The organism is Streptomyces botrytidirepellens, assembly GCF_003721215.1.
Taxonomy (GTDB): Bacteria; Actinomycetota; Actinomycetes; order Streptomycetales; family Streptomycetaceae; genus Streptomyces; species Streptomyces himastatinicus.
In genome coordinates this window covers 1-15,844 of the sequence record NZ_RIBZ01000204.1, presented here as the reverse complement: position 1 = coordinate 15,844, position 15,844 = coordinate 1, and the positions used below count along the sequence as shown (strand labels likewise).

Sequence of the window (15,844 nt, the reverse complement as noted above, 5' to 3'; positions counted from 1 at the left end):
CATGCGTGCTGGATTCCCTGACTTCCGCCTCGGTAGCGTGCTGGCGACCAGCTTCACGGGGACTCTGTCGGAGCGTCATGGCAACGCCGTGGAGCGCATTCCCACGCCGCAGCGACTCATCGACTGGCTGGCAGTGAACGGCCTCGCCGTGGACTCCTGCACCACTGCCCAGCTCGACCGCGCCCGGGAACTGAGGGAGTCGATTCACGCCGCCGCGACAGCGGCCGCGCTCCAGGACGCTCTCCCCGCGCCTGCCGTCCACGTCATCAATGACCGCAGCGCTCAGGGTCGGGCCGCGGCGATCCTGACACCCGAGGGAAAGCGGCGATGGCAGCTCAGCTCGGCTTCCTGCGTGGAAGATGCCCTCGGCGTGATCGCCGCCGACGCGATCAGCATCATCGCAGGCGAACGAGACGGAAGATTGGCCTTGTGTGCATCACCAACCTGCCAAGCCGCCTTCTTCGACACCAGCCAAAGCCGCACTCGCAAATGGTGTGACATGAACACGTGTGGGAATCGCCAGAAGAAAGCGCGCTTCCATGCCAACCAGCGCAAAAGCCCCAGATCAGCCGAGTGATCGTTACCTCGGTACATCCAAGTGGGCCCCACGCCTGCGACACATCTGTCGCGTTGGGTGCACCCCAACGGCACCGGACCGTGGGAGCTGCGCCTGATGGACACCTCGACGTCGAAGGCGACCCTGGAGCGCTACTGCGTTCCACCGGAGTGACCGACTCGCGGCAGGGGCGCGGGGCCGTCAAGCCCGTGCGTCGGGTATATCCGGCTTCGCGGCGCTCAGGGTGGCGCCCGGAATGACGACGAGGCGCTCGTCCGGGGCGATGCTGGCGTCCTCGGGGAGCTTCGCGCGATAGGCGTCGATGAGGTCGCGGCCGATGACCGCGATGTCACCGTTGTCGAGCTGCCAGATGTCGGGGCATCCGTCGCGCCCTCCGGTCTTACCGAGTTCGCGCGCCGATTTTCCCAATCGGCGCGCGAACGATGCGGACGGGTCGGCTTCCCAGGCGCGGGCCATCGGTCTCTCCAGTCAGTCATCCGTCTGTCCGGAATCGCCAACGGTAGACAGGGAGTTCACGGGTGGCAATGGAGCCGGGGAGCCCCGGCCGAGAGGTCGGCCGGGGTCAGGCCGGGGGCAGGAGCTTCTTCTGGGGCTTGCCCATGGCGTTTCGGGGGAGGGCGTCCAGGAAGCGGACCTTGCGGGGGCGTTTGTGGACGGAGAGCTGGGTGGCGACGAAGTCGATCAGGTCCTGTTCGCCGATGCCGTCGGCGACGACGTACGCGACGATCTGCTGGCCGAGGTCGTCGTGGGGGGCGCCGACGACCGCGGCCTCGTGGACGGCGGGGTGGTCGAGGAGGGCGTTCTCGACCTCGCCGGCGCCGATGCGGTAGCCGCCGGACTTGATCATGTCGGTGGAGGCGCGGCCGACGATGCGGTGGAAGCCGTCCGGGTCGACGGCGGCGATGTCGCCGGTGCGGAACCAGCCGTCGTCGGTGTACGCATCGGTGGTGGCCTCGGGGCGGTTCAGGTAACCGTCGAAGAGGGTGGGGCCGGTGAGCTGGAGTTCGCCGATCTCGGCGCCCTCCTCGGCGACGATCCGGGTCTGGATGCCGGTGATCGGGGTGCCGACGGAGCCGGGGCGGCGTTCGCCGCCGGCGCGGGTGGAGATGGTGATGAGGCTTTCGGTCATGCCGTAGCGCTCGACCGGGCGCTGGCCGGTGAGCTGCTCCAGGTCGCGGAAGACCGGGGCGGGCAGCGGCGCGGAGCCGGAGACCAGGAGGCGGGCGGCGGACAGGGCGCGGGCGGACTCGGGGTCCTGGACGACGCGGTTCCAGACCGTGGGGACGCCGAAGTAGAGGCTGCCGCCCGCCGCCGCGTAGGCCGCCGGGGTCGGCTTGCCGGTGTGGACGAGGCGGCTGCCGGTGCGGAGGGCGCCGAGTACGCCGAGCACCAGGCCGTGGACGTGGAACAGCGGCAGGCCGTGGACCAGGGTGTCGTCCGCCGTCCAGGCCCAGGCCTCGGCCAGCCCGTCCAGGTCTGCGGCGACCGCGCGGCGCGAGATCAGGGCGCCCTTGGGCGCGCCCGTGGTGCCGGAGGTGTAGAGGATGAGGGCGGTGGACTCCGGGTCGGGCTCCGGCTTCGTCCAGGCCGCCCGCTCGGTCAGGTCCACGGGCACCGTCTCGATGGGCGCCTCGGAAGCAGCCGACACGTCGCCGGTCAGCAGCAGGGCGGCGCCCGAGTCACGCAGGATGTGGTCCCGTTCGGCGGGTCCGGAGTCCGGCGGTACGGGGACCACGGGCACCCCGGCGAGCAGCGCGCCGACCACCGCCGTCACCGTCTCCGCGGTCGCGGTCGCCCGGACCGCGACGACCGGCGCCCCGGCCACCCGGGCGGCCACCGCGCCCGCGGCGCCCAGCAGGTCCTCGCGCGAGAGGGCACGGCCGCCGACGGTGAGCGCGTCGGGGCGGTCACCACCCGGCGCGGCGAGGGAGGAGAGGAGAGGTGCGGTCACGGAACTGACTCCTTTCGGCCCCCTGCGCCTTTCGTGGGGGGCTAGCCCTACCGACTTCAGCGTCCCCGTGACCGTACCTTCGTACCCATGGACGCCCATGACCCGGAGCTGAAAAGGGAACTCGACGCGACCCTCCAGGCCCGCAAGGAGCTGGGCGCGGAGTACGAGTCCGAACTGATCGACGCCTTCCTGGAGAAGGTCCAGCAGCGCTTCAACGATACGGCGGACCGGGATCTGCGGCGGCAGCAGGCCGAGCGTCAGATGGCCGCAGCGCGCGGCGCGCGCCCGTACGCGGGCGGGGACGGGGAGGCAGCGGGCGTGGGGCTCGGCGAGCGGTTCGCCTTCGTCGGGGTCTCCCTGGTGCTCGCGATACCGCTGTCGGCGATCGGCGCGGTCAACGCCGGGGAGTCCGGGCTGCTGATCACCTGGGCCGGGATCGTCGGCGTCAACGCGGTCCACTCGCTGGGCTTCTTCTCCCGGTTCCGCCGGGAGCACCGGGAACACCGGAAGTGAAGGGAAAGCGCGGGAACCGCCGCACCCCGGCGTAGTGCCGAGGGCGGGACGACGGCGGTTCCCGCGAGGAACGCGGTAGCCCGCGTTCCGGGCGACTGTGGAGGTCCGGGAGCCGCTCCGGATGTCCTGGTCGCCGCATCCTTGGGTGTCGGTGTCGTCCTTTCCGACATCCCCTAATCTGCCGGGGCAGTGTTAACGCTGTGCTGCGTGCGCGTGACGCTCACGTACCACTTCACCGAAGCCCGAACTCCGGGGTCACTTCGTGCCGTTGGCGAGGTACGCGAGCAGGTCCTGACGGCTCACGACCCCCTTGGGCTTGCCCTCCACCAGCACGACCGCCGCGTCCGCCCGGCCCAGGACGGCCATCAGGTCCTCGACCGCCTCACCCGAGCCGACGTGCGGCAGGGGCGGGCTCATGTGCTTCTCCAGGGAGTCGCCGAGGGAGGCGCGCTGGGCGAACAGGGCGTCCAGCAGCTCGCGTTCCACGACCGAGCCGATGACCTCGGCGGCCATCACGTCGGGGTGGCCGGCGCCGGGCTTCACGATGGGCATCTGCGAGACGCCGTACTCCCGCAGGACCTCGATGGCCTCCCCGACGGTCTCGTCGGGGTGCATGTGGACGAGCGACGGCAGCCCGCCCGCCTTGCCCTGGAGGACGTCGCCGACGCGCACGGACGGGCCGTCCTCCTCCAGGAAGCCGTAGTCCGCCATCCATTCGTCGTTGAAGATCTTGGAGAGGTAGCCGCGGCCGCTGTCCGGGAGCAGCACGACGACCACGTCGTCCGGGCCGAGGTTCTCGGCGACCTTGAGCGCGCCGACGACCGCCATGCCGCAGGAGCCGCCGACCAGCAGCCCTTCCTCCTTGGCGAGCCGCCGGGTCATCTGGAAGGCGTCCTTGTCGGAGACGGCGACGATCTCGTCGGCGACGGTCCGGTCGTACGCGCTGGGCCAGAAGTCCTCGCCGACGCCCTCGATGAGGTACGGGCGCCCGGTGCCGCCGGAGTAGACGGAGCCCTCGGGGTCGGCGCCGATGACCTTGACCCGGCCGTCGCTCACGTCCTTCAGGTAGCGGCCGGTGCCGCTGATGGTGCCGCCGGTGCCGACGCCCGCCACGAAGTGGGTGATCTTCCCGTCGGTCTGCTCCCACAGCTCGGGGCCGGTGCTCTCGTAGTGGGAGCGCGGGTTGTCGGGGTTGCTGTACTGGTCGGGCTTCCAGGCGCCGGGGGTCTCGCGCACCAGGCGGTCGGAGACGTTGTAGTACGAGTCGGGGTGCTCGGGGTCGACGGCGGTCGGGCAGACGACGACCTCGGCGCCGTACGCCCGCAGCACGTTGATCTTGTCGGTGGAGACCTTGTCCGGGCAGACGAAGACGCACTTGTAGCCCTTGCGCTGGGCCACCATCGCGAGGCCCACGCCGGTGTTGCCGGAGGTCGGCTCGACGATCGTGCCGCCGGGCTTCAGCGCGCCGGACGCCTCCGCCGCCTCGATCATCCGGACCGCGATGCGGTCCTTCACCGAGCCGCCGGGGTTGAAGTATTCGACCTTGGCCAGGACGGTCGCCCGGATGCCTTCGGTCACGGTGTTGAGCTTCACCAGCGGGGTGTTGCCGACCAGCTCAATCATCGATTCGTAGTACTGCACGCCTGCTCCTGGTCCGGAATCCGCGGGATCTCCGCGTCGGGACGGCCGCGTCGCGGGCCCTTAGAGCCAGCTTATTGCGCGGACCCGCCCACCGACCCGCGCGGTTGTGGTCAGGCACGCAGGGGGCACCAAGTGGTTAGCAAGGCGTACAAAGGTACAGAAGGCGTGCGGACGGAGGTGGGCTGGACCCATGTCGATGTCGAGGGCGAGGGTTGCGCGGCGGATCGCGGCCGCGGCGGCGTACGGGGGCGGCGGGATCGGGCTGCTGGGCGGGGTGACCGCCGTGCTGTTGCTCACCGAGGTCTCCCTGGCGAAACGGATCGTGGGCGGGTCGGAGGAGGCTCCGCCGCGCGCGGACGGCCGCTACGGCTTCGCCTTCGCCCGAAGGACCGGCCAGCCACCTCTGCGGCTGGCCTTTCTCGGCGACTCCACGGCCGCCGGACAGGGCGTCCACCGCCCTAGTCAAACGCCGGGCGCGCTGCTGGCCTCCGGGCTCGCGGCGGTGGCGGAGCGCCCGGTGGACCTGCGGAACGTGGCGCTCCCGGGGGCGCAGTCCAGCGATCTGGAACGGCAGGTCACGCTGGTGCTGGAGGACCCGGAGCAGCTGCCGGACGTCTGCGTCATCATGATCGGCGCGAACGACGTCACCGGGCGGATGCCGCCCGCGCAGTCGGTGCGGCTGCTGTCGGAGGCGGTGCGGAGGCTGCGCGAGGCCGGGTGCGAGGTCGTGGTCGGCACCTGCCCCGACCTGGGCACCATCGAGCCCGTCTACCAGCCCCTGCGCTTCGTCGCGCGCCGGTTGAGCCGTCAGCTGGCGGCGGCGCAGACGATCGGGGTCGTGGAGCAGGGCGGCCGTACGGTGTCGCTCGGCGACCTGCTGGGGCCGGAGTTCGCGGCCAATCCGCGGGAGCTGTTCGGGCCGGACAACTACCACCCCTCGGCGGAGGGGTACGCCACGGCCGCGATGGCCGTGCTGCCGACGTTGTGCGACGCGCTCGGGTTGTGGCCGGAGGAGGCGCCGGAGACGCGCGACGAGGGCATCCTGCCGGTGGCCACGGCGGCGGCCGCGGCCGCGGCGGAGGGTGGTACCGAGGTGACGGCTGCCCGTGGGCCGTGGGCCCGGCTGTTGCGGCGGCGGCAGCCGGCCGGGGAGGGTGCGGCGGAGGGCACCACCCCTGTCCCCCCGGTGACGCACTGAGGGGGTTTGTTCCCCACCCCGCCCCTTCCCGAACCGGGGCTCCGCCCCGGGCCCCGGGCGGGGGCTCCGCCCCCTGCACCCCCGCCGGGGCTCCGCCCCTGGACCCCGCTCCTCAAACGCCGGAGGGGCTGGGGGTGGGGCATCTCCGCCCCGCACCCCGCACCTCGCTGAGATGTCCCGGCCGGGACCAGGCGTGGGGCACCTCCGCCCCGCACCCCGCGCCTCGCCGGGATGTCCCGGCCGGGGCTGGGGATGGGGCACCTCCGCCCCCGCACCCCGCACCTCGCCGGGATGTCCCGGCCGGGACTGGGCGTGGGGCACCTCCGCCCCGCACCCCGCACCTCGCTGGGACGTCCCGGCCGGGGCTGGGGGGCATCTCCGGGCCCCGGAATCGCGATTCCGGTGGGTGGTGGCGGCGGCTGAGCGTACGCTTAGGAAAAAGAGTTCCGCGTCACAGCACTCGCCCCGTGACCCCTGCTCTACGTGCGGGTAACTTCCCTCACAGTCCGACGTCGCACCCCCGATCCGCCCCATGGAGCCGTGATGCCCGAAGCCGTGATCGTCTCTGCCGCCCGTTCGCCCATCGGCCGCGCCTTCAAGGGGTCGCTCAAGGACCTGCGGCCCGACGACCTGACCGCCGAGATCATCCAGGCCGCGCTCGCCAAGGTTCCCCAGCTGGATCCGCGGGAGATCGACGATCTGATGCTCGGGTGTGGTCTGCCGGGTGGGGAGCAGGGGCACAACCTGGGGCGGATCGTGGCCGTGCAGATGGGGATGGACCATCTGCCGGGGTGCACGATCACCCGTTACTGTTCGTCCTCGCTCCAGACCTCGCGGATGGCGCTGCACGCCATCAAGGCGGGTGAGGGGGACGTGTTCATCTCGGCGGGCGTCGAGATGGTGTCGCGCAGCGTCAAGGGCTCCTCGGACGGGATGCCGGACACCCACAACCCGGTGTTCGCCGACGCCGAGGCCCGTACCGCCGCACGGGCCGAGCAGGAGGGCACCGACTGGCACGACCCGCGCGAGGACGGGCTGATCCCCGACGCGTACATCGCCATGGGGCAGACCGCCGAGAACCTGGCCCGGCTCAAGGGGATCACCCGCGAGGACATGGACGCGTTCGGCGTGCGGTCCCAGAACCTCGCCGAGGAGGCCATCAAGAAGGGCTTCTGGGAGCGCGAGATCACCCCTGTGACGACCCCGGACGGCACGGTGGTGGCCACGGACGACGGGCCGCGCGCGGGGACGACGCTGGAGGGCGTACAGGGCCTCAAGCCGGTGTTCCGGCCCGACGGGCTGGTCACCGCGGGCAACTGCTGCCCGCTCAACGACGGCGCCGCCGCGCTCGTGATCATGTCCGACACCAAGGCGCGCGAGCTGGGCATCACCCCGCTGGCCCGGATCGTGTCCACGGGCGTCTCCGGCCTCTCCCCCGAGATCATGGGGTACGGACCGGTCGAGGCGTCCAAGCAGGCGCTGGCCCGGGCCGGGCTGGCGATCGGGGACATCGACCTGGTGGAGATCAACGAGGCGTTCGCCGCCCAGGTCATCCCGTCCTACCGGGACCTCGGAATCGACCTGGACCGGCTCAACGTCAACGGGGGCGCGATCGCGGTGGGCCACCCGTTCGGCATGACCGGCGCCCGCATCACCGGCACGCTGATCAACTCGCTCCAGTTCCACGACAAGCAGTTCGGTCTCGAGACCATGTGCGTGGGTGGCGGCCAGGGCATGGCGATGGTCATCGAGCGGCTGAGCTGAGCCGCGTTCCGCGCGGATACACGGCCCGATCGCGAGTTGTGACCCAATCTCCCCCAGGATGTGACCAACGTCCTGGGGGAGCCCCGTCTCCCCAGCTCAGGGACGGTGGACGGCCCCCTTCCGGGCATGGACTTCGGTCCGCTCCGCGGCCTCCTGCACTGACGCCGAGAGGCGAACCGAGTCAAGCTGAGGTAGGAATTCGGGGGATCGACAGCAACCGGGAGTTACGTCAGTGAGCCCCATGACCCTTGCCCTCCTGCTGGCCGCGCTGGCCGCCACGGCCACCGGCGCCGCCGCGCTGCACACCGCGCGCGCCGTGCGGCGGCAGATCACGGAGCTGCGCGCCGAGCTGGCCGCCACGGTCGCCGCGGCCGGTCGGGCGGACCGGTCCGGGGAGGACGCCGTCACGGTGCCCGCCGCCCGCACCACCCCCGCCGCCGAGATACGGGCGGCCGTCGCCGACGCGCTCGCCGAGGAGCGGGAGCGGGAGCTGGCGGAGGCCCGGGCGTTCTGGGCCGCCCAGGAGGCCCGGGACTCGGCCGGGTCGTCCGACGCCCCCTCGCTGCTCGGCGGGATGACCGGGCTCGGCGAGGACTCCCCGCACGACGCACCGCACGACGCGCAGCTCTTCGTGCCGCGCCAGGCGGATCTGGCCGGTCTGGAGCCGCTGCTCGGCCTGGACGCGCTGGGGCCTGACGTCCGCGACTCCGCCGGGGAGCAGGAGCCGGAGGAGCCGATGGAGCTGGAGGTCGGCGCCGAGGTGGGTGCCGAGATCGGCGCGGAGGTCGGCGTCGAGACGGACCAGGAGGCCGAGGCCGTCGAGTCGCCCGAGCTGGCCGCCGCGCGCCGCCGCCACCCCTCGCACCCCGACTTCACGCCCTCGTCGCCGGTCGCCGACCACGACCGGACCGTGGCCCGGCTGACCGAGCTGGCGGAGGCCCGTACCCCGCTGGCGGACGTACGCCCCGGCCCGCTGGGCACGCTCGACGTGTACGTCTTCGCCGACGGCACCACGATCTGCATGACCCCCGGCCACCGGGAGACGGCCGAGCGGCTGGCGGACGCGCTGCGCGAGGGCACCGCCCCGGTGCTGCTCGGCGGCTCGGGCGTCTCGGGCGCGTACGCGCTCACGTTCGGCTGCGGGGACGAGAACGTGTACGTCCTCGCCGACCGCGTCATCGCGTCGCTGTGAACAGGAACGCGTAACCCGCCTCAGAGGCCGCAGCGCCCGGCCGCCGCCTCGACGAGCGCCACCGCCTCGGCGGCCCCCGCCTCAGCGGCGCCACCCGGCGCGCGCTCCAGCGCGTGCACCAAATCATGACCGGCCACCGCTACCTGGTCGGCGATCATGAAAATCCCCGCGTCCGGCATGATCCGCGGCGGGGTCCCGGGCTCCTCCAGACGCTGGGCCCGCACCGACAATTCCCTCGCCAGAGCCAGTCCTTCGGCCGCGGCGCCCTGGCGCAGCCGGGACTGCGGGAGGGCGCGCAGCCGGTCGGCGAGACGGTCGACGGCGGTCAGCAAAGGGGTCGCATCATCCACGCCGTGAGCGTATGCGCCACCCACGGACTGTTGCCAACGGCCGAACACTCAGGCACGGTGAGCTGAAGGACCCCACCCGGGTGATTGAATCCGGGTCCGGAATGGACGCGTCCGGAGGCGCCGATGTCCCAGATCTTCTCCGACGAGACTCACCGGAACCTACTCTCCCGCATCCCCCAATGCACCGGCCGTGAGATTGCCGACTGGCTGCGCACGGTAGACGAAGGTCCCGCCTTCTTCCGCTTCGAGGAGAAGGTCAGCTGGCTGCGGGGCGAGCACCAGCTCGCCTATGGGCACGCCAAAGCGATCATCCACGAACACGACCTGAGGCGTGCGGCGCGCAAGCTGCTGTAGCCCGCCGCCCGGAGGCAGAGCGTGTACCACAGAGGGGCACGACACGAGAGCGGCTTATACCGCAGACGGCGAAGGGCCCGTGGAGGCAATTGCCTCCACGGGCCCTTCGGCTGTTACGGGGGCGGCGGGGGCGCCTGAGGTCCCCCGGACGCCGGTCCCCCGCGCTAGTCCCTGAAGATGGAGATCAGCCGGAGAAGCTCCAGGTAGATCCACACCAGCGACAGCGTCAGACCGAACGCGGCCAGCCAGGATTCCTCGCGCGGAGCGCCGTACCGGACGCCGTCCTCGACCTGCTTGAAGTCCATCGCCAGGAACGCGGCACCGAGCACGACGCCGATGATCCCGAAGGCGATGCCGAGGCCACCGCTGCGGAAGCCCAGGCCGTCACCGCCGCCGAAGGCGGCGAACAGCAGGTTGACCGCCATCAGCAGGATGAAGCCGATGGCCGCCGCGAGCACGAAGCGCTGAAAGCGCGCGTTCACCCGGATGAGCCGGGTCTTGTACGCGGCGAGCACACCGATGAAGACGGCCATCGTGCCGAGGACGGCCTGCATCGGGGCGCCGGCCCAGCGCTCGTTGTAGACCTGGCTGATGACGCCGAGGAAGAGCCCCTCGAAGGCGGCGTACCCCAGGATGAGCGCGGGCGAGGGCGTGCGCTTGAACGCCTGCACCAGACCCAGCACCATCGCGACCAGCGCGGCGCCGATGCCCGCACCGATGGGAAGGTGCGCGATCCAGGCGACGGCGGCCGCGACGACCACGGTGCCCAGCGTCATGCCGGTGCGCATGACGACGTCGTCCATCGTCATCCGGCCGGTCTGCTGACCGGCCGGGGGCGCTCCGTACATCTGCTGGAGCTGTTCGGGCGTCAGGTTCTGCTGGCCACCGGCCGCATAGGGGTTGGTCGGTGCCGCTTGCGTCTGCGCGTACGGATTGGTGCCCGCGTACGGGTTGCCCTGGACTGCGGCGGGGCCCCCGGCCTGCTGGGCCGCGCCGAAGCCGGCGTAGCCGCCGCTGCGGCTGAACCCCCGTCGCGAGAAGACCGGGTTGCTGCTCCTCATCTCACTCCTCCATGGCCGCCCTGCGCGACCTTGACTCAAGAGTAATGGGTAAGCAAAGAAAGCACCCTAGTGCCCAAGGAGGATCTTTTCACGCGTGCCCGGACAGCGCGAGGTCCCCCGGGAGCCGGTGCGGGACCGGGCGCGGGCCCTGGTCGCACGGTGGGCGACCGGCCACGCACGCAGAGTGCGTCCACGAGATCTGGAGGTGCCCGGAACCGGACTTGAACCGGTACGCCCGCGAGGGGCAGCGAGGTTTAAGCTCGCCGTGTCTGCATTCCACCATCCGGGCAGCGGCTCACCCTGGGACGTACGAGGTGCGTACTTCCCTCCCCATAGGAGAGCAGCACGAGCCTATCCGGGCCGATGGACCCGAACAGCGAACCACCGGACCGAGGTTGTCTTATTTTATTGGCAACTGAGGGCCCATCAGCAGTGGGTCAGGGTACCCGCCGATGCCGGCGCCCGCCGGACCTGCTTATATGCCCTGTGACCCCTTTGACGGCGGATTGACGCAATCTCGATGCCCCCATTCGGGGGTCCTCTCCTACCCAAGGAGGACTCCGGTCCGGCGCGCGTACGACCCGAGTCGCGCGCAGAACCGGAGGAGCGAGGGATCCCGTCCCCCTTTACGGCAAGGACGATGGAGGGACGTCCCCGGCCGACCGCACCGCACGACAGGAGCTCCGCACCGTGACCACCACCACTCCCGGCGTCGAGACCGCCGCCCGTTCGACGACGGCGGCGGCCCGAGCAACGGACCTCTCCAAGGTCTACGGACAGGGGGAGACGCAGGTCGTCGCTCTGGACGCCGTCTCCGTCGAGTTCCGGCAAGCCGAGTTCACCGCGATCATGGGCCCCTCGGGTTCGGGCAAGTCGACGCTGATGCACTGCATGGCCGGCCTGGACTCCGTCTCCAGCGGCTCGGCCCGCATCGGTGACGTCGAGCTGACGGCCCTGAAGGACAAGAAGCTCACCCAACTGCGCCGCGACAAGATCGGGTTCATCTTCCAGGCGTTCAACCTGCTGCCGACGCTGAACGCGCTGGAGAACATCACCCTGCCGATGGACATCGCGGGCCGCAAGGCCGACCCGAAGTGGCTGGACCAGGTCGTGGAGACGGTCGGTCTGGCCGGGCGGCTCAAGCACCGCCCCAGCCAGCTCTCCGGCGGTCAGCAGCAGCGCGTCGCCGTGGCCCGCGCGCTGGCCGGCAAGCCCGAGATCATCTTCGCGGACGAGCCCACCGGAAACCTGGACTCCCGCTCCGGCGCCGAGGTGCTGGGCTTCCTCCGCAACTCGGTGCGCGAACTCGGCCAGACCGTGGTCATGGTGACCCACGATCCGGTCGCCGCGGCCTACGCCGACCGGGTGGTCTTCCTCGCCGACGGCCGGATCGTGGACGAGCTGCTGGACCCGACCGCCGACTCGGTGCTGGACCGCATGAAGCGGTTCGACGCCAAGGGCCGTACGAGCTGACGCGAGGCGCGCGTCCGTCACCGCACGCCGCTCACGCCTCCGCACCTCTTCTCTTCCTCCCCAGGACTGACTTCCATGCTCCGTACCGCCCTGCGCAACGTGCTTGCGCACAAGGCCCGGCTGCTGATGACCGTCCTCGCCGTCATGCTCGGCGTGGCCTTCGTCTCCGGCACCCTGGTCTTCACCAACACCATCTCCGCCGCCTACCAGAAGAGCTCCGAGAAGGGCTTCGACGGCGTCGACGTCGCCATCACCCCGCACACGTCCGACACCGGCTCCGGCGTCCCCGGCCCCACGCCGCGGCTCAGCCAGCAGGTGCTCGACAAGGCGGCCGAGGTGCCCGGCGCCGCCTCCGCCACCGGTGTCGTCAAGGGCTACACCGCCCTCGCCGACCGGAACGGCGAGCTGCTCGGCGGCGGCTTCTCCACCCTCGGCGGGAACTACTACCCGGGCCCCGACGGCAAGGACCCGCGGTACACGATGACCGAGGGCCGCGCGCCCAAGGCCGCGGGCGAGATCGCGCTGGACTCCAAGTCCGCCGAGAAGGGCCACTACAAGGCCGGTGACAGCATCCGGGTGTCCGTGAACGGCCCGGTGCGAACCGAGAAGATCTCCGGCGTCTTCACCACCGACGACGGCAACGTGGCGGCGGGCGGCAGCCTCGCGCTGTACGACAACGCCACCGCGCAGAAGCTGTTCGCCAAGCCCGGCCAGTTCGACGAGATCGACGTGAAGGCCGCCTCCGGGACCTCGCAGGCCGCCCTGAAGTCCGCGGTCGACAAGGTCCTGCCCGAGACCGCGCAGGCCGCCACCGGCCAGAAGCTCGCCGACGACCAGGCCGAGCAGATCAAGCAGGGCATGAGCAGCATGCAGACCGCCATGCTGGTCTTCGCCGGGATCGCGCTCTTCGTCGGCATCTTCATCATCGCCAACACCTTCACCATGCTGGTCGCCCAGCGCACCAAGGAGCTGGCCCTGATGCGGGCGGTCGGCGCGAGTCGCCGTCAGGTGACCCGCTCGGTGCTGATCGAGGCCACCGCCGTCGGCGCCGTCGCGGCCGTCGTGGGTATGGCCGCCGGTGTCGGCATCGGCGCCGGGCTGCGCTCGCTGCTCAGCTCCACCGGGGCCACCGTCCCGGACGGGCCGCTGATCATCGAGCCCACCACCGTGGCGGCGTCGCTGCTCGTCGGCGTCGTGGTGACCGTGCTCGCCGCCTGGCTGCCGGGCCGCCGCGCCGCGAAGATCCCGCCGGTCGCCGCCATGAGCAGCGTGCACGCGGCGCCGACGACCCGCGGCCTGGTGGTGCGGAACACGATCGGCGCGCTGCTCGGCGCGGCCGGTGTGGCGCTGGTGCTGTACGGCTCCGGCCAGGGCATGGACGGCAAGGGCCCGATGGCGTTCGGCGCCGCGGTCCTGGTGATCGGCGTGTTCGTGCTCACCCCGCTGCTGTCCCGGCCGCTGATCGCGGCCGCCGCCCCGGTGCTGCGGCTGTTCGGGATGTCCGGCAAGCTCGCCCGGCAGAACGCGGTGCGCAACCCGCGCCGTACCGCCGCCACCGCCTCCGCGCTGATGGTCGGCCTCACCCTGATCACCGGCATGACCGTGATCGCGGGCAGTGTCCAGAAGGGCATCAACCAGATGGCTTCGGACGGCCTGAAGTCCGACTACGTCGTCAGCATGGGCGGCGCCGGCGGGGCGCCGCGGCCGCTGTCCCCGGACGTGGCCAAGAAGCTGGAGAAGCAGCCCGAGGTCACCGCGGTCAGCCCGCTGCGCCAGGCCCCGGCCAAGATCGGCGGCAAGACCGACTCCCTGACGGGCGTCAACCCCAAGGCCATCAAGCAGCTGGTCGGCGTGGAGTTCCTCCACGGGTCGTTCTCCGGCTTCGGCGCGCAGAAGGTCGTCGTCGACGACAAGACCGCCGACCAGAACCACTGGAAGGTCGGTTCGGCCATCCCCGTGACGTACCAGGACGGCCGCAGCGCCAAGCTGACCGTCGGCGGTGTGTACGAGGGCAACCAGATGATCCGCGGGGTCATGGTCGACGCCGCCACCATCACCCCGCACATGGCCACCGTCACCGACTTCCAGGTGATGCTGAAGACCAAGGGCGGGGCGACCGAGGCCAACAAGGACGCGCTGACCAAGGCCCTCGGCGAGAACCCGGCCCTCCAGGTCCAGAACAAGAAGGACATCTCCGACAGCATCGCCAAGCTGTTCACCCTGATGCTGAACATGCTCTACGGCCTGCTGGCCATGGCCGTGATCGTCGCGGTGCTCGGGGTCATCAACACCCTGGCCATGTCGGTCTTCGAGCGGTCGCAGGAGATCGGCATGCTGCGGGCCATCGGCCTGGACCGGCGCGGCATCAAGCGGATGGTGCGGCTGGAGTCGCTGGTCATCTCGCTCTTCGGCGGGGTGCTCGGCATCGGCCTCGGCGTCTTCTTCGGCTGGGCGGCCGGTGAGCTGATCTCCACCGGTCTGTCGACCTACGAACTGGTCCTGCCGTGGGGCCGGATGGGCCTGTTCCTGGCGATGGCCGCGGTCGTGGGCGTGCTGGCGGCCCTGTGGCCCGCGCGCCGGGCGGCCAAGCTCAACATGCTGGAGTCCATCAAGGCCGAGTAGAGCGGCGTGGAGTGACGCGAACGGGCCTGATGCGCTTCCCGCGCATCAGGCCCGTTCCGTGTTCGGTCAGCTCTGTGTTCCGTCAGCTCTGTGTCCTGTCAGCTTTGTGTCCTGAAAGCTCCGTGTTCGGTCAGCCGCGCCAGTCCCGGGTCCGCAGCGGCAGCCCGGACGCGCCGCTCTCCGGCGTACGGACGGCGAGGATCTGGTTGACGCCGATCCGGTTGCGTTCGAACGACAGGGCGGAGGCGGCCATGTAGAGCCGCCAGACCCGGGCCCGGCCCGGGGAGGTCAGCCGGACGGCCTCCGGCCAGGACCGCTCCAGGCCGGCGACCCAGCGGCGCAGGGTGAGCGCGTAGTGCTCGCGGAGCGCCTCCACGTCGCGCACCTCGAACCCGGCCTCCTCCAGCTGGGTCACGGTCCGGCCGACGGGGGCCAGTTCGCCGTCGGGGAAGACGTAGCGGTCGATGAACTCGTCCACGTGGTACGCCTCCTCGTCCGGCTCGGGGCGCCGGGCGATCTGGTGGTTCAGCAGCCGCCCGCCGGGGACCAGCAGCCGGTGCAGGATGGCGGCGTACTCGGCGTACCGCACGGAACCCACGTGCTCGGCCATGCCGATCGAGGAAATCGCGTCGTACGGACCGTCGTCGATCTCGCGGTAGTCCTGCACCCGGATCTCGATCTTCTCGGTCAGCCCGGCGTCCGCGACGCGCTTACGGGCGTACGACGCCTGCTCCTCGGAGAGCGTGATGCCGACCGCCCGCACCCCGTACTCGCGCGCCGCGTGCAGCACCATCGAGCCCCAGCCGCACCCCACGTCCAGCAGCCGCTGCCCGGGCTCCAGCGCGAGCTTGCGGCAGACCAGGTCGAGTTTGGCCCGCTGCGCCTCTTCCAGCGTGGTGTCCGGTCTTTCCCAGTACGCGCACGAATAGACCATCGAGGGGCCGAGCACCAACTCGTAGAAGTCGTTGCCGACGTCGTAGTGGTGGCTGATGGCCTTCTTGTCGCGGCGCAGGGTGTGCAGCGGCCCGCGGGACGCCCCCGCCTCCTCGCGCGGCGGGGCCGGCGGCAGTCCGGGTCCGGCGAGGGCCACCAGATCGCGGACGGCCGCGCGCACCTTCGGGTCGCGCGCGGCCTTCAGGGCCGCGGCG

14 protein-coding genes and 1 tRNA gene are annotated in these 15,844 nt (G+C 71.3%); 8 read left to right on the top strand and 7 right to left on the bottom strand.

What is annotated here, in order from left to right; translation table 11 throughout:
- Position 1 precedes the first annotated feature (1 nt).
- Positions 2–577 carry a CGNR zinc finger domain-containing protein gene (locus EEJ42_RS15840; RefSeq protein WP_123100580.1) on the top strand — a complete coding sequence of 192 codons (576 nt, stop codon included), beginning with the start codon at positions 2–4 and terminating at the stop codon, positions 575–577.
- A gap of 180 nt (positions 578–757) precedes the next feature.
- Here the strand turns inward: EEJ42_RS15840 and EEJ42_RS15830 are convergent, their stop codons facing one another.
- Together EEJ42_RS15830 and EEJ42_RS15825 are read right to left on the bottom strand one after the other, a co-directional pair.
- Positions 758–1,033 carry a hypothetical protein gene (locus EEJ42_RS15830; RefSeq protein WP_123100579.1) on the bottom strand — a complete coding sequence of 92 codons (276 nt, stop codon included), beginning with the start codon at positions 1,031–1,033 and terminating at the stop codon, positions 758–760.
- A 106-nt stretch (positions 1,034–1,139) separates the two neighbouring features.
- Positions 1,140–2,528, bottom strand: coding sequence for an acyl-CoA synthetase (locus EEJ42_RS15825; protein ID WP_123100578.1), 1,389 nt, complete (start codon positions 2,526–2,528; stop codon positions 1,140–1,142).
- An 87-nt stretch (positions 2,529–2,615) separates the two neighbouring features.
- Between EEJ42_RS15825 and EEJ42_RS15820 the strand changes: the two genes are divergently transcribed.
- Positions 2,616–3,041, top strand: coding sequence for a hypothetical protein (locus tag EEJ42_RS15820; RefSeq protein ID WP_123100577.1), 426 nt, complete (start codon positions 2,616–2,618; stop codon positions 3,039–3,041).
- Positions 3,042–3,296: 255 nt separating this feature from the next.
- Here EEJ42_RS15820 and EEJ42_RS15815 read toward each other — a convergent pair whose 3' ends face one another.
- Positions 3,297–4,682 (bottom strand): cystathionine beta-synthase, encoded by a 1,386-nt coding sequence (locus tag EEJ42_RS15815; RefSeq protein ID WP_123100576.1) that lies wholly within the window; start codon positions 4,680–4,682, stop codon positions 3,297–3,299.
- A gap of 190 nt (positions 4,683–4,872) precedes the next feature.
- On the opposite strand from EEJ42_RS15815, the gene EEJ42_RS15810 reads away from it, so the two are divergent.
- The 3 genes from EEJ42_RS15810 (at position 4,873) to EEJ42_RS15800 (ending at position 8,836) form a co-directional block, all read left to right on the top strand.
- Positions 4,873–5,880, top strand: a complete 1,008-nt coding sequence (locus EEJ42_RS15810; RefSeq protein WP_123100575.1) for an SGNH/GDSL hydrolase family protein — start codon at positions 4,873–4,875, stop codon at positions 5,878–5,880.
- Between the two features lie 543 nt (positions 5,881–6,423).
- Positions 6,424–7,644: an acetyl-CoA C-acetyltransferase gene (locus EEJ42_RS15805; protein ID WP_123100574.1), complete on the top strand. Its 1,221-nt coding sequence runs from the start codon at positions 6,424–6,426 to the stop codon at positions 7,642–7,644.
- Positions 7,645–7,885: 241 nt separating this feature from the next.
- Positions 7,886–8,836: a hypothetical protein gene (locus EEJ42_RS15800; protein WP_425472901.1), complete on the top strand. Its 951-nt coding sequence runs from the start codon at positions 7,886–7,888 to the stop codon at positions 8,834–8,836.
- Between the two features lie 20 nt (positions 8,837–8,856).
- On the opposite strand, the gene EEJ42_RS15795 is transcribed toward EEJ42_RS15800, so the two are convergent.
- Positions 8,857–9,186: a hypothetical protein gene (locus EEJ42_RS15795; RefSeq protein ID WP_123100597.1), complete on the bottom strand. Its 330-nt coding sequence runs from the start codon at positions 9,184–9,186 to the stop codon at positions 8,857–8,859.
- Positions 9,187–9,309: 123 nt separating this feature from the next.
- Here EEJ42_RS15795 and EEJ42_RS15790 point away from each other — a divergent pair, with 123 nt between their 5' ends.
- Complete coding sequence (locus EEJ42_RS15790; RefSeq protein ID WP_009717330.1) at positions 9,310–9,540, top strand: DUF4287 domain-containing protein; 231 nt, start codon at positions 9,310–9,312, stop codon at positions 9,538–9,540.
- 164 nt (positions 9,541–9,704) lie between these two features.
- On the opposite strand, the gene EEJ42_RS15785 is transcribed toward EEJ42_RS15790, so the two are convergent.
- Together EEJ42_RS15785 and EEJ42_RS15780 are read right to left on the bottom strand one after the other, a co-directional pair.
- Complete coding sequence (locus tag EEJ42_RS15785) at positions 9,705–10,601, bottom strand: Bax inhibitor-1/YccA family protein (RefSeq protein ID WP_123100572.1); 897 nt, start codon at positions 10,599–10,601, stop codon at positions 9,705–9,707.
- A 206-nt stretch (positions 10,602–10,807) separates the two neighbouring features.
- Positions 10,808–10,890 (bottom strand) — tRNA-Leu (locus EEJ42_RS15780).
- A 401-nt stretch (positions 10,891–11,291) separates the two neighbouring features.
- Here EEJ42_RS15780 and EEJ42_RS15775 point away from each other — a divergent pair.
- The gene (locus EEJ42_RS15775; RefSeq protein WP_123100571.1) at positions 11,292–12,074 is read left to right on the top strand and encodes an ABC transporter ATP-binding protein; all 783 of its coding nucleotides are present in this window, start codon (positions 11,292–11,294) and stop codon (positions 12,072–12,074) included.
- 75 nt (positions 12,075–12,149) lie between these two features.
- Positions 12,150–14,696, top strand: a complete 2,547-nt coding sequence (locus tag EEJ42_RS15770) for an ABC transporter permease (protein ID WP_123100570.1) — start codon at positions 12,150–12,152, stop codon at positions 14,694–14,696.
- 130 nt (positions 14,697–14,826) lie between these two features.
- Here EEJ42_RS15770 and EEJ42_RS15765 read toward each other — a convergent pair.
- The coding region (locus tag EEJ42_RS15765) for an SAM-dependent methyltransferase (RefSeq protein WP_148081966.1) at positions 14,827–15,844 on the bottom strand (1,018 nt) is incomplete at its 5' end.

Excerpts from the sequence above, each read along its gene's own strand:
- EEJ42_RS15840 (WP_123100580.1), top strand. The coding sequence starts at position 2 with ATGCGTGCTGGATTCCCTGACTTCCGCCTCGGTAGCGTGCTGGCGACC.
- EEJ42_RS15830 (WP_123100579.1), bottom strand. The coding sequence starts at position 1,033 with ATGGCCCGCGCCTGGGAAGCCGACCCGTCCGCATCGTTCGCGCGCCGA.
- EEJ42_RS15820 (WP_123100577.1), top strand. The coding sequence starts at position 2,616 with ATGGACGCCCATGACCCGGAGCTGAAAAGGGAACTCGACGCGACCCTC.
- EEJ42_RS15810 (WP_123100575.1), top strand. The coding sequence starts at position 4,873 with ATGTCGATGTCGAGGGCGAGGGTTGCGCGGCGGATCGCGGCCGCGGCG.
- EEJ42_RS15805 (WP_123100574.1), top strand. The coding sequence starts at position 6,424 with ATGCCCGAAGCCGTGATCGTCTCTGCCGCCCGTTCGCCCATCGGCCGC.
- EEJ42_RS15800 (WP_425472901.1), top strand. The coding sequence starts at position 7,886 with ATGACCCTTGCCCTCCTGCTGGCCGCGCTGGCCGCCACGGCCACCGGC.
- EEJ42_RS15790 (WP_009717330.1), top strand. The coding sequence starts at position 9,310 with ATGTCCCAGATCTTCTCCGACGAGACTCACCGGAACCTACTCTCCCGC.
- EEJ42_RS15785 (WP_123100572.1), bottom strand. The coding sequence starts at position 10,601 with ATGAGGAGCAGCAACCCGGTCTTCTCGCGACGGGGGTTCAGCCGCAGC.
- EEJ42_RS15770 (WP_123100570.1), top strand. The coding sequence starts at position 12,150 with ATGCTCCGTACCGCCCTGCGCAACGTGCTTGCGCACAAGGCCCGGCTG.